We start from the raw sequence: 21,766 nt of genomic DNA on the forward strand, positions 1-21,766 counted from the left end.
TAGCAAAAGCTGCTTAAAACTATCGATTCCCTACATATAAAAATCACGCAATCGGTTGCGTGAAAACGCCATATCATTTTTTGCAGTGTTGTGAACTGGTCAACATGTTGACGCATCAACCCTTCACCAGCTTCTTCTCCAGTTCCTCCAATGACACGCCCTTCGTTTCAGGCACTTTAAGCAGCACCCACATCAACTGCAGGGCCATCATAAACGCAAAGAAGGCAAAGATGGGCCATGGATTATCCTTGAAAATACCGTTCTGCTCATCTAAAAATACCGGCGTGATCAGCGTAATAATAGCTGCAAATACCCAATGCACACTGGCGCCAAACGATTGTCCCATCGCCCGTGCCTTATTGGGAAAGATCTCGGCAATGAACACCCAGATCACTGCGCCCTGGCCAATGGCATGCGCGGCAATGAACAGCAACAGGAATACCATCAGCAAACCGGCGCTGGCCTGTGCATAAAAACACCAGGCAACCATGGCCAGACTTACAATATAACCGAACGAACCAATGATGAGCAATGTCTTTCTTCCCAGTTTATCGATCAGGTATAGCCCGGCAAATGTAAACAGCAGGTTCGTACCACCGATCGCAATGGAGTTGAACAGGGATTCTTTGGCAGCCAATCCGGCCCGGCCCAGGATCTCGGGCGCATAATATAAAATGAAATTGATCCCCGACCACTGGTTAAAGAAAGCTACTAAAAACGCCAGCCAGATGATCGTTTTATATTTTGCATTGAAAAAGCTGCTGTTGTTTTGACCGGCATGCGCTTCATGCTGTGCACTGTCGGCTATCAGTTTGATCTCGTCATCAATATTGTTCATACCCAGCCGGGCCATCACTTTTCCGGCAGCGTCATGATCTTTTTTAACCGATACCAGCCAGCGCGGGCTTTCGGGAATACCAAACACCATGAACGTATAGATCAAAGAAGGAATGGCCATAACGCCCAGCATCCAGCGCCAGTCGTTACTGCCTCCCACCCCTTGCAGAAAATAATTGGAAAGAAAAGCCACCAGGATACCAAACACGATATTGAACTGGTACATAGCTACGAGGCGGCCCCTTGTTGATGGCGTGGAGATCTCGGAAACATACGTAGGCGCCGCAACAGAGGAAATGCCGATACCCAGTCCACCAATAAAGCGGAAAAACGAAAATATATACGGATCATTGGCCAGCGCCGAACCTATTGCTGATACACTGAATAAGATGCCGATCCATAGCAATACCTTTTTGCGGCCATACTTCTGCGTGGGCAGCCCGCCGAAGATAGCGCCAACGACAGTGCCCCACAATGCCATGGACATGATAAAGAAACCATGGAACCAGGGGGAAGTATGCCACAATTCTTTAATGGGCAGATTAGCGCCGGAGATCACTACGGTATCGAATCCGAAGATAAAACCGGCCAGGGCGGCGATCAATGAAATGCCGAACAAACCGGCACCGGTGGAGGTAACGCCATTTTGTGCAGTCGCCCGGGTATCGAATGAAACTTGCATAGCAGTCGTTTTATTATTTAAGTTACCATTTTTAAACAATATAACTGCCAGATAGTCATAGTTCTCTCAGTTTGCAGTCGGCGGTCACCGGTCTGCAAATACCAGTCAAAGCTTCCAGACTGTTTTGAGGATTGAAATTGGTGCCCTGGAACCTGCAACCTGTAACATGTAACGCCAATTGCAAATTGCCAACTGCCAACTGCCAATTATTTCCACATTTGTGCAAAAAACGACACTGTGTTAATCCCCTCCTCCCCCTATTTTTGCCCATTACACCAATAAGTATTTTCTGCCAATGATTTCTACGAAAAGCGATCAGAAAAATGTGTTATTGCTACAGCCCCATCGTTTATTGTCGGATCATCATCTGCTGGAATGTTTGCAGATCACGAAGGAAAAAGGTATTCCCAAATATGTGAACAGTGAGCTTAACAGTGCGGAATTAAATAAGAATTTTCCCAAACTGCCGAAAGAGGTTAAAGACGTTTTACTGTCTTTTGGTAAAGAGCGGATCGGCCTGCTGAAGGAAGAGATCCAGAAAAAGTTTACCCTGCAACGCGCCGGCGTTTCTTACGAAGTATATTCCAAAACGGCTATCAGCCGCCGCCTGCACGAGCATATGGAAAGAATGAAACCATTTGCCGCACTGGTAAAATGGTATCATAAAATTCCGGGTGAAAAAGGCAATTTCAAAACAGCGCCCGGCAGTTTCAGCACCTTCAAACCGCAATTGCAGTTTGAGGTCACTAAAGACGGCAACGCCCTTCAGTTAAATACCTTGATTTCCATAAATGGGAATAGCTATGGTATCAACGAGTTCAGCCGTTACCAGTTCCTGCTGCTGAGCGGGAATGAATATTTCATTCTCTCTTATAAAGATTTTCAAACCCTGGAATGGCTGAAGGACAATGATCCGCAGCAATACAGTACCAACCCCCAGGAATTTTCCGAGACCATTCTCGCAAAACTGGAATCGGATTATACAGTTAACCGCAATAATCTTTTTCAGAAAAATGAGATCCGGGAAAAACCGGTAAACCGCGTACTGCTGAGTGAGATCAGCCAGTCGTTCCTGGTGTTGACGCCGCAATGGGAATACGATGGCTTTATTGCGGAAGGTCCATGGAAAGAAACCTATGAGATCACCCGCAACGGACAGGCTTACGCCATCTATCGCAACCAGCAGGAGGAAAAAGCACTATGGCAACTGCTGGAGGGATTACATCCCAATTTCGAAAAACAACTGAACGGCTATTATTACCTCTCTTTCGAGGAAGCGCAAAAAAAGCAATGGTTCCTGAAAGTATATCACAAGCTGCTCGACCTGAACATCCAGGTGATCGGCATGGATATGCTGCAGCATTTCCGCTATTCACAGCATAAAGTAAAAGCCGAGGTAACTATAAGAAGCGAGATCACCGATGCCCTGTTATTGCATATGGTCATCTCCTTTGGCGAAGAAGAAGTGTCACTCGTGGAAGTGCAAAAGATCATCCAGGCCGGACAAAGAGCCATTCTCTTACAGGACGGCTCATTAGGGATCCTCAATGATGAATGGTTACAAACTTATGGCACCATCATCCGCCATGGAAAAATTTCCGGACAGGACATCCAGGTGCCGCGCTGGCTTGCTTTCAGTGAAGAAGCAACTACCGACGGCACTGCCGTTTTAAAACCAACTTTAAAGAACAGCTGGCTGGAAAAATGGCAGCAATGGCAACAGGATGGGGAAAAAGTATACGAAGTGCCCGCAACTGTTCAGGCCCAATTGCGCCCTTACCAGCAAAAAGGTTTTGAATGGATGTTGCTGCTGGCCGAAGCAGGCGCAGGCGCGTGCCTGGCAGATGATATGGGTTTGGGTAAAACCCTGCAAACGATCAGTTTGCTCACCCATCAATTGCATGCAAAAGCTGCGCAACGCCATTTGATCGTTTGTCCATCGTCACTGATCTATAACTGGTCGCAGGAATTACAAAAATTTGCACCGCATGTTAAGGTGCTGATCTATCATGGCGCCAATCGCGCCATCCAGGATGCAGCCACCGGCGAATACCAGGTGATCATTACCAGCTATGGCACCGTGCGGCAGGATATCGAAGAAATGTGCCTTATCCCTTTCGGCACTATCGTGCTCGATGAAAGCCACAATATCAAGAATCCCGCGGCGCAGATCACCAAAGCAGTGGAAAGATTACAATCAAACTTCCGCGTGGCGCTGAGTGGTACGCCTGTCATGAACAACACGTTCGACCTCTACGCACAAATGAACTTCCTGTTACCGGGCATTTTTGGTACGCGGGAATTTTTCCGGCGGGAATATGCCGATGCCATCGATCATCGCCGTGATACCGACAAGATCAAGACCCTGCAGCGCATTACGGCGCCCTTCGTCTTACGCCGCACCAAAGAACAGGTGGCCGGCGATCTGCCAGCCAAGACTGAAATGGTCATGTGGTGCAATATGAGCGATGCACAAAAGCGATTATACGACGAAGTGAAGGACAGCATCCGCCAAAGTGTATTCCTCAACATCGAAACAGAAGGGCTTAATAAAAGCAAGCTGGCGGTTTTACAGGGCATGCTGAAACTACGACAGATCTGTAACTCGCCCTTACTGCTGCCCAGCGAGGAACAGACCTGCAACGATTCGGTGAAGACAGATATGCTAATGAACGAATTGCAGAACAACCTGAAAGATCAAAAGGTGCTGATCTTCTCCCAGTTCACTACCATGCTCAACCTGCTGGCAGCCAACTGCCGCGAGCAGGGCATAGCGTATTATCATCTCGACGGACAAACCGCTCCTGAAAAACGGATAGAGATGGTAAATAAATACCAGGAACCGGGCAATACCACCAACGTATTTCTCATCAGTCTGAAAGCCGGTAACGCCGGTTTGAACCTCACTGCTGCCGGCTATGTATTCCTCTTCGATCCCTGGTGGAATACAGCGGTGCAACAACAGGCCATTGACCGTACGCACCGCATTGGCCAAACGAAGAATGTATTTGCCTACAAAATGATCTGTAAAGACACCATTGAAGAAAAGATCATTTCGCTGCAACAGCATAAAAAGCAACTGGCTGAGGAACTGATCGCGGAAGATGAGGGTTTTGTGAAGTCGCTGACCGAAGATGATATTAAGTACTTATTTAGTTAGTACCCTTGGTACAGTTACAGGTTGTTGATAATTGGTTACAGGTTTCAGGTTACAGGTTACAGGGTTATCAGTTACCAGGCACCAGTTGCCGGGGCTTAGGTTTATTGCAGGTGGAGCTTAGATATGCCTTCGGCATTAAGGGCCCTGAACCCGGTAACCGGCGACTGGTAACTGCTCAATCAATGACGTATACTTATTTCTTCCAATGTCTTTCCTTTCGTCTCCGTTATTCTCCTCTTAACAAACAAAAATCCCAGCACACAGATCCCGGCATACATATAGAACGGGCCAAAAGCCCCTATTTTTTCAGCAAGTATGGGGAAGGTAAATACCAGCACGAAATAAGCGGCCCATAACGCCACTACCGCCACGGTAGTCGCTTTTGCGCGGATATGGTTGGGAAATATCTCTGCAATAAGCACCCAGGTAACCGGCGCCAGGGAGGTTGCATACAGCGCTATTGCTATCAGCACAAATACCGAAACGAGCGAAGCCGCTGCCTGTGCCTGTAATAACAAAGCCAGTACAATGTAGATCACCGATAAACCCGCAGCACCAGCCAGCATCAATGGTTTGCGGCCCAGTTTATCAACCTGCCACATGGCAATGATGGTAAACAGAAGGTTCACGGCGCCAATGGACACCGTTTCAAACAACTGTTGATTGAGATTGGCGCCAACCGATTCAAAAATGGTTGACGTATAATTGAACACTACGTTGATACCGCAGAATTGCTGGAACACCGCGAGCAGAATGCCCGGTACAATAAACTTGCGCAGCGAGGGCGACCAGATCTTATTCGACGCACGCTGCTGTGAACCAAATAAGGATCGCTTTATTTCGCTAATTGTAAGCTCAGCAAAATCAGGATTGCCGATCCTGCTCAAGATACGTCTGGCTTTTTCCTGTTGATTGGCCTGCATCAACCAGCGCGGACTTTCTGGCAACCACATTACACCGAGCAGAAATAACAGGGAGGGCACAGCGCCTAACCCGAACATCCAGCGCCACGCATCGGGTCCATTGTCAGCCAGCAGGTAATTAACGAGGTTGGTGATGAGTATGCCGATCACAATGGTGAGCTGGTTAATAGCCACATTACGGCCACGCACTGCTGCGGGTGATATTTCTGCGATATACATGGGACTTAACATGGATGCCATACCCACCCCAATGCCAGCCGCAAACCGCATGGCAATAAAAACGGTCAATGAACCGGAGATCGCCATACCGATCGACGACAATGCAAAGATGATAGCAGCAGTCATCAGTCCGGGCCGGCGGCCATAGCGGTCTGCCAGTGCGCCGGCAATTAAACAACCTACGATACAGCCCAGCGCCAGCGAACCGGTCAAAAAGCCTTCCCACCAGGCGTTCAGGCCAAAGGTCGTACGCAAAAAAGGCAGTGCACCGGAGATCACGGCAAAATCAAACCCGAACAAATATCCTCCCAGTGCTGAAATAAAGGAGATAGCTATAATGTAACCTGAATTAAAACGGTATTGGGTCATGGCAAACAATTTAAGATTAATGTACGAATGGATAACTGGTCACGCGATAACCGGCCGGTGTACAAATATCGAAACCAGCGCGGGCATTCATATCGGTAAGGGTAACAGTGGCGGTTTCGCCCGGTTTTAGCGCCGGCAGTTGCTGCGATAACCGCTTGCCGTCTCTACCGGGCCAGGTGATCATAAAATTCCGCACAGTATAACAAGGCAACTGATCTTTATTCTTCAGGCTCACCTGCACGGTCGTCTCGTTCAATTTTTTTGTATTGGTAATGAGAATGGGCGATGCCAGCTGTTTGAAAACATGGTATGATGATTTCTTATTAAAATACAGATCGGTAATACCATGTATCCGCGCCTTATAATTGGCGGACCCGTCTTCCCCGATATGCGTACGGTAATCGTTCAGGCAAAAATAGATACAGCCCGCAATGTATTTCCGTTTAGCCCATTCATTGTAATGATAGATCATATCTTCGATGCGCCGCAGATCGCCACCGGCAAACCGCGGTTCACACAAACCGTTTTCGGTGATGAGCAAAGGCCGGTCGCCAAGGAAACTTTCTATCCCGGCAAAATAGGCCGGCAGTTCTTCTGTCTTTTTGCCAAACCAGGTGCCAATATACTCATTCCAGGTGGGCAGATCGCCAATAAAGGATTCATCCTTCTCTTTCCGCCGGAACGTTTCATTCGATACTACATTCACCAGACGAGAACTATCCAGTCCTTTTACAAATTGCTTCAATGCCCTGTATTGGTTCGGGTTGCGGTCGTCGCCATACACTTCATTGCTGATGCCCCAGGCAAAAATGCAGGGATGGTTATAATCGCGTTCGATCATTTCAACAAATTGTTTCCGCGCCACTTCTTCCAGCTCGGGCGTTAACCGGCCGGGTTGCTGCCACCAGGGGATTTCCGCCTGCAACAGCACCCCTTTTTCATCCAGCTGGTCGAGCATATATTCATCTACCTGCCAGTGGAAACGGCTGATGGTTACGTTCAGGTCTTTGAACATATTCGAAACGGAGTCCATTACCCAACGTGGCTCTGCGCTGCCATAGGCTGGATGGCTCGAAGGCATATATTCCAGTCCCGGTAATCGAACGGCTTCATTATTCAGCAAAAACTGCTGACCGCGCAACTCTATTTTACGGCAGCCAAAAGTTTGTGTTACCTGGTCGGTCGGTTGTTCCTGTTGTTGAACCGTTACCTGCAGCTGATAGAGGAAGGGATCGTTAAAATGCCAGAGGTGAACCTTACCCAGATCGATGGCACTTGTAAACGCTTCCCCGTTTTTAGTTAACGACAGTTTTTTGGTGAACACATTTTTCTTCGAGTGCTTTTCAAAAATACGTACCTCTGCCTGTATGGCGGCAACGTCCTCCTCCCATAACTTCAGATCGAGCCTGGCTTTGGCAGTGGAATCGGCCAGATTGAGATCGGGTGTTATATGTACATAACGGATGGAAGGTTTCCCGGTAACCTGCAAATGCACGCCCCGAATGATTCCCCCGTCGTTGCACCAGTCGAACTTTTGTTTATAGGGCAGGTTGGAAGCAGCATAGGCATTGCTTACTGAAACTACCAGCTTGTTGGGCGCCCCGGTCTTTATTTGCCTGGTAACATCTACATAAAAGGTTGTATAACCGGCATTGGTATGCGCAGCAAGCCGGGTTCCATTCAGGTAAATCACAGCATCATGATACACGGCATCAAATTTCAATCTGAACTGTTTATTGCGGCTTGATGCAGGCACCGTAAATGTTTTTTCATACCAGGCCAGGCCGCTGTAATCTTCCAGTCCTTTCATTACATTCCAGGTATGCGGCACCTGAACGGTGACAGCGCCGGCCGGCAAACCGGCTGCCCAGTTCTTACCCTGTCCGGCATTGGTTGAATCGCTGATGAACCGCCAGCTGCCATTTAAGGAGATCGTATTTCTTAAGGTTTGCGCATGAATAGCTATTATAATAAAAAGCAGCAGGCACGTGCACGCGGTCTTTTTCATGATGGCAGCTTTGTTTGATCGTATAAATATAATTATACAAATATGCCGGTAAGCCGTTGGCAGGAAAATAGAAATTTTTACGGAAATGATGGACAATGTTATTTTCCCGGCTATCAATTATCAACTATATTTATAGACAAATCATACAAACAGCTTGTCATGCCGGTACTCAAGAAACGAGAAGGATTCCAGGGTCAGCGTTCCATCGTATTGCCCAGAAAGATCATCACTGAATTCAGCAACAGCAATACGATCGCATCGGGACTTTATATTACAGATATAGGCTATTATCCAAAGGCAAAATATCATTACCGGCAACGGACACATGGCAGCGATCAGCATATTCTTATTTATTGCCTGGAAGGTAAAGGCAAAGCGCAGGTATTGAAAAATAATTATTCCCTGCAACCCGGCTCTTTCATCATCATTCCGGCCGGACATGCCCACAGCTATGCATCGGCTGAGGAAGACAGCTGGACAATTTACTGGATCCATTTTACCGGTTCGTTATCCAAGAAAATGGTAGACACCTTAAAGCAAAAAATGAATGGTTATTGCAGCCGGGTCAATTTCAAACAAAAGCGGCTCGATCTGTTTGATGATATGTATGCCTGCCTCGAACGCGGTTACGGCAATGACAACCTGTGTTATGCCAATATGTGCTTATACCATTTTATTTCCAGCTTCCTGTACGACGATCAGTTCAACCTCGCGGAGAAAGTGCATGGCGATGACCCCGTAGAATTGTCCATCAGTTTTATGCAACAGCATATTGCCCAGGCGCTTTCCCTGGAAACCATTGCCCAATCCGTCAATTTTTCTGCTTCACATTATTCCGCCCTGTTTCGTAAAAAGACGGGATTTGCGCCCATTGAATATTTTAATCATTTAAAGATCCAGCTGGCATGCCAGTATTTACATTTTACCGAACTGCGGGTAAAGGAAATTGCCGATAAACTGGGTATTGAAGACCCCTACTATTTTTCGCGGTTATTCACCAAGTTGATGGGCATGTCGCCTAACCAGTACCGGAGCAGCAAAACCTGATGTGATAATTTGATAATGTGATGATTTGATAATGTGACAATCCCGACTAAAGCCGCGACAAGTTGTGACAAAGTGAATGCAGTTTGAATTTATTGCTTATTAGTGTTATTTGTACAAGATTGATCTAAATCAAAAGTTAGCCCCGATCCCTCAAACATGTATCATATTTCAACAATATGATTATTTTTATGCTATACGTAATAGTTAGTTAATCAATACCAAAGATCTACCGGTGCGAAAGACCGGATTTCAAAACCAAAAAACCTTGATGATATGGGAAAATTCGTAATCACCAAACGCGTGAGCGGGGAATTCCAGTTCAGCCTAAAAGCCGGCAGTGGCGAAACCATCCTGAGCAGCGAAGGCTATTCCACTAAATCAAACTGCCAGAATGGGATTGATTCGGTAAAACGCAATGCACCGGACGAAAACAAATACGACCGGAAAATAGCTTCCAATGGTAAATTCTATTTCACCCTCGAGGCGGTTAATGGCCAAACCATTGGTATAAGTGAATTATATGAAAGTGAGAGCAGCTGCATGAACGGGATACTGTCGGTAAAAGCACAGGCCCCGGATGCGACCATCCAGGATGCTACCATCTAATTATCATCTAGTTTTTTTGCAAGCACAATTCAGCTTCATGCGGTCCGCCAACTGGCGGATCGCATTTTTTATATGATCCCGGGTAGCGGCCAGCCCACTGTCGCAATCACCCCCTCAATTTGTCATAACTACACCCTTTTCAGGTTCGGAATTTGCATCAACTTTATACTGTTGAACAAACCCAATTCTTTCATTAAAAAAGCATTAACAATGGAAAAGCAGGAATTCAAGATCGCCATCGACGCACCCCGTGAAAAAGTATGGAAAGTATTATGGAGTGATGATTCCTACCGGGCATGGACAGCTCCTTTTTCAGAAGGCTCGCACGCAGTGGTACAGACCAATGGCGGAAGCACTTCTACCGACTGGCAAAAAGGCAACAAAGTGCTGTTCCTCGACGGTAGCGGAATGGGTATGGTTTCCAAAATTGAAGATGCCATTCCTAATGAATACATGAGCTTTCTGCACCTGGGCATTGTTAAGGACGGTATTGAAGATACAGAGAGCGAAGAAGTAAAGAAATGGGCTGGCGCACATGAAAACTATATTCTGAAAGATGTTCAGGGAAAAACCGAATTGCAGGTAGAACTCGATATCGATGAACAACATAAAGACATGTTCTCTCAAACATTTCCGAAAGCCTTGCAAAAGGTAAAAGAACTGGCTGAACAATAAATACAGGTCACATTTAAAGTTCATAGTTTATAGTTCCCGGGACCCGCGTTTTAGCGTTTGGAAAGTTTGAATAAAGCCGGTCTCCCGAATAAGTGAACTTAAAACTTTGAACTTTGTACTTAAAACTGTGAACCTTAAAACTTTGAACTTAAAACTTTGAACTTAAAACTTTGAACTTAAACTTTGAACTTAAAACTTTGAACTTAAAACTTTGAACTTTGAACTTTTATAGAGGTGAGCCACAAAGAAAGTGGTTCACTTTTTTTATGCCCCAACAACTAACCTTAATTACCCTACTATTAAGCCTTCCTGTCATTTTTTCGTTAAGCGCACAACCGTCCTTCATATTCTGACGTCATATAGGCCTGATTTCATTAATTTTATCAAAACCACTATCATGGCTTCCTATACAATTACCGTCAACAATAAAAAACACACTGTTGATGTGCTGCCTGATACGCCCCTGCTTTGGGTTTTGCGCGATGAACTGAACCTGGTAGGCACCAAGTACGGCTGCGGTATTGCCCAGTGCGGCGCCTGTACGGTGCTGATGAATGACAATGCCATCCGCGCCTGCAGTTATCCCGTTTCAGCGGTAGGCACCAACAAGATCACTACCATCGAAGGATTGAGCGAGAACGGGGATCACCCGGTGCAAAAAGCCTGGGATGAAATGGACGTACCCCAGTGCGGCTATTGCCAGAGTGGCCAGGTTATGGCGGCGGTTGCCCTGTTAAAAAGAAAGCCCAATCCCACCGATGAAGATATCAATGCAGCCATGAGCAATATCTGCCGCTGTGGCACGTATGTGAGAATTCGTAAGGCGGTGCATCTTGCCTCGCAGTCATCTAAACAGGGCAGTTGAAAAGTTAATAATGTTGAAATGTTGATAAAGGCCCAATATTCGAGTGCCCGACATATTTCATAACTCATCAATTTCTGCCCTTTATCAACCGTATCAACTTTATCAACTCAATCAACTCGTTAACTTGTCAACTAACTTCCAATGAAACAAAGTACCACCAATATATCCCGAAGAAATTTTTTAAAGATCACGTCCCTCGCCGGTGGCGGCATGTTATTGGGTTTTGAGCTGCTGGCCAATGCCACAGCCGAAACTATGGCCGATTCCCCGCTCTTTGCACCCAATGCTTATCTGTCTATCGACCCTAAGGGCATTATTACGCTGATGGCGCCCAATCCCGAGATCGGTCAGGGTGTTAAAACAGCATTGCCTATGTTGCTGGCCGAAGAGCTGGATGTGGATTGGAACAAAGTGGTGATCAACCAGGCCGATTTTGATAAAGAAAAGTATGGTAACCAGTCAGCCGGCGGCAGCGGCGCCATTCGTAGCCGCTATGAACCTATCCGGAAAGCCGGCGCTGTAGCCCGCCACATGTTGATCGCCGCAGCTGCAGCAACCTGGAATGTGCCGGCAGATGAATGCACTACCGAAAATGGTTATGTGCTGCACAAGGGCAGCGGCAAAAAGCTCAGTTATGGCGAACTGGCCGGCAAGTCGGCCACCATGCCCGTTCCGGACAATGTGAAACTCAAAGACCCGAAAGATTTCAAGATCATCGGAAAGCGCATAAAGAATGTCGATAATAAAGGCATCCTTACCGGTAAACCTTTGTTTGGCATCGATACCCGCCGAGAAGGCATGCTCTATTGCATGGTATCGCGGCCGCCTGCTTTTGGCAAGAAACTGAAGTCATACGACGATACCGAAACCCGTAAGATTCCCGGCGTTAAAAATGTGGTGCGTACTGACCATGTAGTAGCCGTGCTCGCCACTAATACCTGGGCAGCAAAAAAGGGACGCGATGCCCTGAAAGTGGAATGGGAAGATACCGGCAAACTGGAAAGTACAACAGATCACATAGCCGCCTTCAGGAACCTGATCCAGCAAAAAAGCGACAAACCCGACCGTAACGACGGTGATGCGGAAAAAGCGCTCATGAACGCCAAAAAAGTAATTGAAAGTATTTACGAAGTGCCCGTGCTGAGCCATGCCCCGATGGAGCCGATCAATTTTTTTGCCGATGTACGCGATGGTAAAGCCGACCTGTACGGCCCCACCCAGGTACCCGGCCGGGCCATTGCCGATGTAGCCAAAGCATTGGGCATTGTCGAAGCTAATGTTACATTGGGATTGCCCCGCCAGGGTGGCGGATTTGGCAGAAAACTGCGCAGCGACAATGCAGTGGAAGCGGCATTGATCTCTTCCGTCGCCAGGGCGCCGATACAAATGTTATGGACACGCGAAGACGATATGCAGGGCGATTTTTACCGGCCGAACGGCATGTATCGCTACCGGGCTGCTATCAATAACGACAACGAACTCGATGGCTGGTATCTGATCGCAGCCGCGCTGAATGCGGGCCGTGCCGCCGCTGCTGATAATTTCCCGGCCGGCGCCATAGCCAATTACCGCACCGACAGCCAGGGACTCACCTCCAATATTCAAACAGGGCCCTGGCGCGCCCCAACACATAATGCCATTGCATTTGCAGAACAGAGCTTCCTCGATGAAATAGCCCATGAACTAAAAAAAGATCCGGTTGCATTCCGGCTTGAACTGCTCGACAAGGCAAAAAACAATCCGGTTGGCAAAGTCAACTATAATATCGATAAATTTAAAAGTGTGATTGACCTGGTGGCCAAAATGAGCAACTGGGGTAAGAACACACCAGGCCGTTATAAAGGCTTTGCCGCTTATTACTCCTTCAACACCTATGTGGCTGAAGTGGCCGAGATCTCAATGCAAAATGGCAAACCCAAAGTACATAAAGTGTATTGCGCGGTGAACTGCGGACAGGTGGTAAACCTGAGCGGCGCCGAGAACCAGGTGCAGGGCGCTATTGTGGATGGATTGGGCCATGCCTGGTTTACCGAGATCACCTTCGATAAAGGGGCCGTTCAACAAAAAAACTTCAACACCTATAAAATGATGCGGATGCAGGATGCGCCGCTCGATGTGGAAGTGCAATTCGTAGAAACCAATGAAGCGCCAACCGGGCTGGGTGAACCTGCCCTGCCGCCGATTGCAGCCGTGGTATGTAATGCCATCTTCGCAGCAACGGGCAAGAGAATACGAAAAATTCCTTTTGGAAAAGCTTAACGCTGAACGTTAAATGCAGAACGCTAACGCTGAATGCCCAACGCTTAAGACATAAGGCAAATCACCAACGGCCAACGGGCACCCTCATAATAAAACGGCCTCGGGCTTCAGGTCAGCAACGATCGAAGCCAGAGGCTGTTCTTTTCCATTATCACATTAGCTAATTATCACATTAGCTAATTTAGTCTTACCATCCGCTATCACAATACGCCCTGGTCCACAAGACAACGTGCAGCAATACCGCTTTGCACCAGGCTTTATGCATTTTTTCAATAACGCCGAGGCTATGTCCTTTTTTGGCCAGAAATGGTTTCATGGTATCATTAACGACTGCGGTAAACGCAAGCACATATCGCATAGGTATATGCGGTGGAGTATTGGCATTATCTGTTTTATTCTTTTTGGCCTCCATATGACGCAATCCGATCTCATGCTGGTAGTTGAGCCAATCCTGATCGTATGGTTTATAACATACATCCAGGATCCATTGCTTAAAGCGCTCCTTTACTTTTTCTTTATATTGTTCGTCGATATTGCCTTGTGCATCCTTAAAATAATACGACAGGTGCGGTGTAGAGCTTATAACGCCACGCCACAACGTAACGATCGCTTCCGTCTGGGTTTCCAGCACATCGCCTGCCATACGCAGGTATTTCATATCATCCGAATCCAGGGTGATGGTTTGCTTCAACTGTTCCAGCTCTTTCATAGAAACCGGTGACGTGGCCAATTCTTTCGCACCATAGTCGTACCCGGCTACATTGTCCACTACTGTTTCCATAACTAATTGTTTTTATTCGTTTTAAACAATTCTAAAAAAACCGTACCAGCAGTATGGAGAAAATTACACACTGCCTACCATACGTTGCGTGGACAGGTGTCGCCGTACCGGTTACCTATTATAAATCCGATCATTAATTCATGGGTACCCTTACTGTACGTTCGCAGATCGGTTTTAGTAAAATCATAGGCATACCCAACATTTACCGTGTTGGCCACATTGAGTCCAAGCATAGCAGCATAACCATCGAACTGCCGGTAGCTTCCACCTGCCCATAACAGGTCACGGTACTGCAGCTTTACATTTATTTCAGCCTGATAATCATGCTTAAAAGCGCCGCTTACATATTTCACCATCACCGAAGGCAGGGCATTGATATCTTCATTCAGCAGGAACCGGTACCCGGCAGACAGGAACAGATGGGGCACCAGCTTTCCGGTTGTTTTGAAGGTGGCATCATCTACAAAAGCCAGCTTTTGAGGAACGAGCTGCTGGGCCGATAACCCAACAAAATAATCAGCCGAGTACAGCCACAGTCCGGCAGAAAAATCGGGTTTTATTTTTCGCAATTCGCGGGCAACAGCACCGCCAACGGCTGGGTCGGCGGGGTCGGACCCAAAAAAGGCTTTCCCATTTGTATTCAGTCCAACGGAGGTTATGCCGCCCGCAAAACCCGCGGCCAGGCTCGTCCGGGCCGTTATTCCCAAATGGTATGCATAACTTACCGTGGCCGTAAACCGGTTAAAATTGCCGGTTCTGTCGTTAATGATGCTCATGCCCACGCCATGATGAGGTTCAGCAGCATTGTACGATTCCCAATAAGAACTGCCCCTGGGGTTCTCGCCGGGGATCTCAAACGAAGTGGCCGTTGTTCTTGTATCGTTTTTTCCTAAAGGGGTGTGTACAGTCACATAGGCGGTACGTGGGGCACCGCTCATGCCGGTCCACTGATCCCTTGCACTGATCTTTATATCGGTATAATTCTCGATGCCGGTGAGGGCTGGATTGAGAATATAATTGTTGAGAATATACTGCGTATAATGCGCCCTTTGTTGGGCAGATGCAATATAGCAGCCATACATAACCGCCAGCAGCAACAATATCTTTTTCATGGTAAGGGTTATTTGGTTTGAATGTTTTATCTGATGATGTCTATATAGCCGGTTACTGGTTTTTGACCGTTCTTCGGATCAATTATGTAATAGTAAGTTCCTACCGGCATATCCTTGCCATTGACCTTACCATCCCAGGAAGTGAAATTGGTCCATTTAAATACCGCCTGACCGTACCGGTTATACAGCTGAACCACGTTGCCCGGATAGTTCTGGAGATTTTCAATAACCCACCTGTCATGAATACCGTCGCCATTGGGTGAGAAGATATTGGGAATGACAAGCGTCTGCTGCACAACCCTGCCTGCCAGGCGAACGGCACATCCCTGCAGGTTGGTAACCAGTACGTCATAAGTACCCGTTGACTTTACCGTTATTGAAGCCGTAGTTTCACCGGTATTCCAGGCATAGGTATAACCGGCGCCTGCGGGAGCGGTCAATTCAACGCCATTGGCGATACCCGGCGTTGATATGCTGGCAGGACCTAAATGGGTTTGCGTTATAGCGCCTTCCGGAATGGGCAATACGTTTAGCTGTCCATTTACATAATGAAAACTGTAGTTAGCAGCAGCCCCGCCACCCGGCACCAGGTTATAATTGCCGGCCCGGTTATAACGCGGTAAGGTTACAACAGGCACTGTAGTAAGGGACGATGCATCGTCGCCGTTTTTAAATCCTGCGTAGCTTACCGGTACGGGGTTAATGACACCGTTTAAACATACCGTTCTGTCGCCTGCGGTTACTGTTAAAATCGCCTTGTTGATAACCAGGTTATCATGCATATACACCAATTGGTAATTGCTGTTTAATGCCAGCGAATGTTGATTGATAGCATAACTGCCTGCATTTTCTCCGGGCGTTCTGCCCAATGCACCGGTGAATACATCTGTTCCCACAAGGGCCGGTGAATAGGTATAGGTCAAAGCCGGATCTGCATCGCCATAGGTCTTTGTTTTGGCTTCCGCTGTTACATGGATCGTTTTGTGTGTAATGGTAAGGCTGTTGCCTGTATAAACAAGATTATAATTACTGCTCAAAACCAACGTACCCTGGTTAATGGTATATACGCCCACATGTTCTCCTGCCGTGCGTTCCAGCGAACCGGTGAAACCATCGGTTCCCACCAGGGCCGGTGAATAGGTATAAGTCAATGCCGGGTCTGCATCGCCATAGGTCTTTGTTTTGGCCTCGGCGGACACCGTGATCGCTTTTGGCGTAATGGTTAAATTATTGCTATTATACGTGATCGTGTAATTGCTGCTCAATGCCAGCGTACCCTGATCAATCGAATATACACCTGCATCCTCCCCCGGAGTGCGTACAATAGAACCGGTAAACAGGTCTGTTCCAACCAATGCCGGTGAATAGCTATAGGTCAATGCCGGATCTGCATCGCCATATATTTTTGACTGGCCATCAGCGGTCACCGTGATCGCTTTTGGCGTAATGGTTAAATTATTGCTATTATACGTGATCGTATAATTGCTGTTCAATGCCAGCGTGCCCTGGTCAATGGTATAGGCGCCCACATCTTCTCCTGCCGTACGCACGAGGCTACCGGTAAAAACATCTGTTCCAACCAGCCCCGGCGTATAGGTATATGTCAGTGCCGGATCTGCATCGCCATATACTTTGGTTTTAGCATCGGTGTTTACGGTGATGCTTTTACGTGTAATGGATAAATTACTGCTTACAAAAGTTATGGCATAGTTGCTATTCAGTGCAAGCGTTCCAAGCGTGATGGCATATGTGCCCACATCTTCACCGGGAACTCTGCCTATGGCGCCTGTAAAAACATCCGGCGGTGATGGAGTAACAGCGTAATTAAAGGCAGGATCGGCACTTCCGTACACCTTGGTTTGTGGAAATGCAGTTATTGTAACAACAAGTGGCGTAATCTCTCCTACAGGCCCGCTGATGTTGGTCGTATTGGTAATCGTATAATTAGTAGCCGTAGTTCCTGTTAAACTGATGTTTGCCAGGGGAATGGCAACCGTTTTACCAGTGCCCACATCTCGTGTATCATACGACGCAGCCGTACTGCTTACACTGATCGCCACATCATCGGCTCCCACCACATCGCCCACGGCAAACTGCAGGTTGGCGGCGCTGATGACAGCATTGTTATTGCCATCATACACTTTCGTAACCGGTGTTGTTGTAAAACCAATCGTTACCGGTTTTGGATTTACGGTAAGGGTTACCATAACATCGGGCGTTCCATTAATGGTATGTGCAGTGATCGTTGTTGTTCCTGCTTTAATTACATGCAGGTTATTACCCACCATGGAAGCGATCGTATTATCGGCTATGGTAATTGTTACCGGCAGCCCCGGGCAGTTGACCAAATTGGGCACTGCTGCGTCAGGATCACCATACGTTTTTACAATATTGGTGAAACTGATGGGCGTAGGAGGCGTTTGCAGTTCATAGGCGCCCATGTCTACTGTTGTATTGAAAATACGGGCATTACCGGCCATATCGGTGGTAATAGCGCCTGGCACTAACGCATTATTACCCATATTGACGGCCGGACTGCAGGGTGTTAATTGCAGACCATCATCTGCCGTAAACCAGACGCCATCCGCGCCTGCCGGATTTGCTGCATTTACGAACTGCGGATCCAGATCGAGGTTAGGCAATGCCGCGGCGCTTCCTTTAACCAGCGAATAAGTACTGTTGTAAGTACCCTGGATCTGCCTCATGGTATTACCCCAGGCAATACTGTTATTGAAATTCAAGGTGGCGCCAGCCATAACGCGGATGCCATGGCTGATCTGCGTGGAATTGCTTTGCGTTAAATTACCGTAGAGAGTAACATTGTTACAATTGACTGTGCCGGCATAAATAGCAATTGCACCTCCCCCATCACCGCCCGAACCGCTCGTCCTGTTGTTAACCAGTACGGCATTGTCCAGGTTAATGGTTCCACCGCTTCCCCCGTTCATCAAGGCACCGCCGGGCGCATTTACAGCAACATTGTTTTCAAAAACACTGTAATTAACTGATAAGATCGAACCATGATCATTTAAGACAACGCCACCCCCGGCTGAAGCGCTGTTGGCAGAAAAACTACATTTTGTAAAGGTTAAACGGGCGGCAGTCCTGTTATACATAACGCCACCGTACCCAGCCTTATTTCCGCTGAATTGGCAATTGATGAATTGCGGCGCGGAAACGTTTTCCTGGGTAAACAGCACGCCGCCCGCGACATTTGCGGTATTATCAATAAAAGTGCAACCGGTAACATAGGGACTGGCCGCGTGGTCGTTGGCCATCGCGCCACCTAATTGATAGGTCCGGTTATTCCTGAAGATACAGTTCTGGATGAAGGGTGAAGCAAATACAAGCTCCAATCCGCCGGCAAGTATTTTAGCCGTGCCATGTGAAAAGGTAAGGTTGCGTAAAGCTGTCTTTTGACCATTTGCATTCTGCCTTATATACATCCCGGCGCCATGTCCGCGATAACACGGTTGCGCACCGTAAAGAACATCCACAGTGCCGTCAGCATTTCCTTTGGTCAGTGTAAAACCATCAATGACCAGACTATCGGCCGCTGCAGGAATGTCTACGATCACCATTACGTGGTAGCTGTTATCAAGTGTGTCGTTCAATGCGCCGATGTCGCCGCTCAGGATAGAAGGATTGGCTGTAATATCGCGTGTACCACCCCCATTGGGATAACCGCCAAATAATTTCAATTTACCCCGCGATATCAAAAAGCTGCTGTCTCTGTTAGTGCCGTTCTGTGCACCGGTAGGATAATACGTTCCTTTAGCCACCAGAATGCTTTCTACATTATTACTTTGCCGGGCTATTTGCAAGGCGAGTGACAGCGTCTTTAAAGCGTTGGGCCAGGCATCGCCGCAATTGGCATCATTGCCGTTCAGTGCATCTACATACAACACATTGTTTACCGGATTCACTGTTACGGTATAGGTTAAAGCGCTTCCGGTGCAACCGTTGGCTGTGGGTGTGATGGTATAAACAGCCGTACCAGGCGTGGTACCGGCGTTGGTGAGCGTTTGAGCAATGGAAGTACCCGTACCGGCCGAAGCGCCGGTAACGCCCGTTTGCACCACCGTCCAACTGTACGTTGTTCCCACAACAGAGGATGAGGGAACTATATTTGTTGTAGCGCCGTTGCATATGGTTGTACCGGTTGAACCCAATGTAGCTACTGGTAATGGGTTAACCGTGAATGGGAAGCTTGTTCGCACCGCTGTTCCGCAGGCGTCTGTCGCATTTGCATATATTCTATGGTAGCCAGGCGCCAGGGCAGCGCCGGTAGTTATGCTATTGCCTGTACCCAGAGAAGGCGTACCAGCAGCATTTAAACTCCAGTTTATGGCACCGAAAGGTGCAACGCCATTGGCGGTAGAAGAAGAGAAAGTAATATTCTGTCCGGCACATGAAGTAAATGCAGATGCGGTAATCGTTGCCAGTTCTGCAGTACGGCCCTCGATCTCGATCGCCAGCGGGTTAAACATCCCAATACAGGTATTGTCACAGCCAGCAGGTCCAACACAGCCTCTGTATAATTGAAAAACGAAATTAACTGGTGTAGGCAAACAGGATGGCGCCGGCATACAGGGTAAAACAGTGGGTAGGTTTAACCAACCACCAAACATACCCGGGCCGGTGGCGCTCGCCGGGATCACATATAGCACTCCTGGACTTGGAACGTGGCAGGTGCCGCTGTAAATATGGAAAGCGAAATTTTCCCGGCCACAGGGTGCAGCGGCTACCACAGATACATTTGCTCTTACATTCGTAATAGTGGCTGCCGGCGGTGGGGTAACCGATATTGTGTAATCGCAGGAACTGGCGTAACCGCAACTGGCATTGAACATGGTACCAACCAATGACTGGTTCATTGAATTAGAACTTTGAACCAGGGGATCTATGATCACATCACCGGTAGCCAGATTATTGATAATATAATCGGCAGGCACAGCCAAACCCAGTTTGTTGCCTGAGATCTGGTAAGAAAAATTGGTAACAAACGACGGATTCTTTTTAGCATAACCGAATGCAGGCGCGATTTTTATTGCAGCCGTTTCGCCCGCCACATCTGCATATACTGCTTCTGCCCTGTTCCTGTCATTTTCGTGGTCTTCGAAATACAGTCCTTTACCGTGCAGCCCTTTAAAGGAGTCTTCAAAATACAATTCCTGGTATTGAGCAAATTTGAATTCGTGAATGATAAAGCTGGTTTTCACACCACCCCTGCTGACGCGCATTTCAGCATCGATGCCGGGGAAAATATTCAGGATGCGAATGCCATCGGCGCCGATCGTGTAATTGCTCCAGTTGGCCTCAGCCAGTTTTGTTTTATCATTCCCATTAACGCCGTACAGGGTCCAGTCGTTGAACTGTACCCTGGCACTGTTGATTTGAAGATATGTTTTATGATCTTTAACGTGAATGCCCACGGGATTCCACTGGTCGGTGGCTTCATATATATTATTGCCCACCGGCTTTAATTGCGCATCGATAGGTATCCACTCGCCATTTCGTTGGAAATTGATAGGATATAATCCTTTTACCAGGTTGAACACAGATGGTTCAGCCGGGTTTACATAATAACTTTCATAAGCGTTGCGTTTGTTTATCACTTCTACAAATGTCACACTGTCTTTTCCAACGGTCTTGAAACGTGCTGCCCCGATAGCATACGATTTGCCGGGATTTACTTTCTCCCACAGCTCCCTATCGATTGTTTGCAACGAAGGAAAACCAGTATAATCCGGTTCAAGCATTTTTCCTTCCCAGGATCTTATAGTTGCGCCAGGTATTGTTTCCTGGTACTGTGCTGCAGCAGGCTGGTACAGATGTGTCACCATTACCAGCAACGCATACCTGATATAAACAGGCGCACGAAAGACAAGATGGGTGTTTTTCAGTAATTGAAGGATGAACAAGCGCAGTTTTGGGTTCATGATATTCAAGGGGGTTGGGTTGTAAGTGAAACAAAAAAATATCCCGGGTTTGAATAAAGCTTCAAACCTGCATCACCAATGTTATTGCATCAATAAAGCTATAGCATGATTACAGGCGTATCCGGGTTTGCATTAAACACTCACTTTATTGGTGGAATCGTGTGCAAGGGGCGTATATATTTTTATCTGCCTGGCGGTATAAATGCGCTGAAAGGATGTTTCAATTGTAAAAAATGATGCATATAGGGCGTTTAGGGGTAAAAAATAGAGTTACAGCTTTC

General features: G+C 47.4%; 12 protein-coding genes. 6 read left to right on the forward strand and 6 right to left on the reverse strand.

Annotation, left to right across the window (positions count from 1 at the left end):
* Window positions 1-115 precede the first annotated feature (115 nt).
* Complete coding sequence (locus JUB15_RS18895) at window positions 116-1,519, reverse strand: sugar porter family MFS transporter (protein ID WP_207514087.1); 1,404 nt, start codon at window positions 1,517-1,519, stop codon at window positions 116-118.
* Window positions 1,520-1,814: 295 nt separating this feature from the next.
* Between JUB15_RS18895 and JUB15_RS18900 the strand changes: the two genes are divergently transcribed.
* Window positions 1,815-4,679 carry a DEAD/DEAH box helicase gene (locus JUB15_RS18900; protein ID WP_207514089.1) on the forward strand — a complete coding sequence of 955 codons (2,865 nt, stop codon included), beginning with the start codon at window positions 1,815-1,817 and terminating at the stop codon, window positions 4,677-4,679.
* Window positions 4,680-4,858: 179 nt separating this feature from the next.
* Here the strand turns inward: JUB15_RS18900 and JUB15_RS18905 are convergent, their stop codons facing one another.
* Together JUB15_RS18905 and JUB15_RS18910 are read right to left on the reverse strand one after the other, a co-directional pair.
* Window positions 4,859-6,190: a sugar porter family MFS transporter gene (locus tag JUB15_RS18905; RefSeq protein ID WP_207514090.1), complete on the reverse strand. Its 1,332-nt coding sequence runs from the start codon at window positions 6,188-6,190 to the stop codon at window positions 4,859-4,861.
* Between the two features lie 16 nt (window positions 6,191-6,206).
* Window positions 6,207-8,198, reverse strand: a complete 1,992-nt coding sequence (locus JUB15_RS18910; RefSeq protein WP_207514093.1) for a glycoside hydrolase family 2 protein — start codon at window positions 8,196-8,198, stop codon at window positions 6,207-6,209.
* A gap of 159 nt (window positions 8,199-8,357) precedes the next feature.
* On the opposite strand from JUB15_RS18910, the gene JUB15_RS18915 reads away from it, so the two are divergent.
* The 5 genes from JUB15_RS18915 to JUB15_RS18935 all read left to right on the forward strand — a co-directional run bounded on the left by JUB15_RS18915 (window position 8,358) and on the right by JUB15_RS18935 (window position 13,650).
* The gene (locus JUB15_RS18915; RefSeq protein ID WP_207514095.1) at window positions 8,358-9,245 is read left to right on the forward strand and encodes an AraC family transcriptional regulator; all 888 of its coding nucleotides are present in this window, start codon (window positions 8,358-8,360) and stop codon (window positions 9,243-9,245) included.
* Between the two features lie 273 nt (window positions 9,246-9,518).
* Window positions 9,519-9,851: a YegP family protein gene (locus JUB15_RS18920; RefSeq protein WP_207514096.1), complete on the forward strand. Its 333-nt coding sequence runs from the start codon at window positions 9,519-9,521 to the stop codon at window positions 9,849-9,851.
* Between the two features lie 210 nt (window positions 9,852-10,061).
* Window positions 10,062-10,526 carry an SRPBCC family protein gene (locus JUB15_RS18925; protein ID WP_207514097.1) on the forward strand — a complete coding sequence of 155 codons (465 nt, stop codon included), beginning with the start codon at window positions 10,062-10,064 and terminating at the stop codon, window positions 10,524-10,526.
* 397 nt (window positions 10,527-10,923) lie between these two features.
* Window positions 10,924-11,391 (forward strand): (2Fe-2S)-binding protein, encoded by a 468-nt coding sequence (locus JUB15_RS18930; protein ID WP_207514098.1) that lies wholly within the window; start codon window positions 10,924-10,926, stop codon window positions 11,389-11,391.
* A gap of 141 nt (window positions 11,392-11,532) precedes the next feature.
* Complete coding sequence (locus tag JUB15_RS18935) at window positions 11,533-13,650, forward strand: xanthine dehydrogenase family protein molybdopterin-binding subunit (protein WP_207514099.1); 2,118 nt, start codon at window positions 11,533-11,535, stop codon at window positions 13,648-13,650.
* A 187-nt stretch (window positions 13,651-13,837) separates the two neighbouring features.
* Here the strand turns inward: JUB15_RS18935 and JUB15_RS18940 are convergent, their stop codons facing one another.
* The 3 genes from JUB15_RS18940 to JUB15_RS18950 all read right to left on the reverse strand — a co-directional run bounded on the left by JUB15_RS18940 (window position 13,838) and on the right by JUB15_RS18950 (window position 21,485).
* A complete protein-coding gene (locus tag JUB15_RS18940) occupies window positions 13,838-14,431 on the reverse strand; it encodes a protoglobin domain-containing protein (RefSeq protein WP_207514100.1) in 594 nt (197 codons plus the stop codon).
* A gap of 74 nt (window positions 14,432-14,505) precedes the next feature.
* A complete protein-coding gene (locus JUB15_RS18945; RefSeq protein WP_207514101.1) occupies window positions 14,506-15,543 on the reverse strand; it encodes a PorP/SprF family type IX secretion system membrane protein in 1,038 nt (345 codons plus the stop codon).
* A 26-nt stretch (window positions 15,544-15,569) separates the two neighbouring features.
* A complete protein-coding gene (locus tag JUB15_RS18950) occupies window positions 15,570-21,485 on the reverse strand; it encodes an MBG domain-containing protein (RefSeq protein WP_207514102.1) in 5,916 nt (1,971 codons plus the stop codon).
* Window positions 21,486-21,766 lie beyond the last annotated feature (281 nt).

It is taken from the genome of Longitalea luteola (genome assembly GCF_017356035.1).
In the GTDB taxonomy this organism is placed as follows: Bacteria; Bacteroidota; Bacteroidia; order Chitinophagales; family Chitinophagaceae; genus Niastella; species Niastella luteola.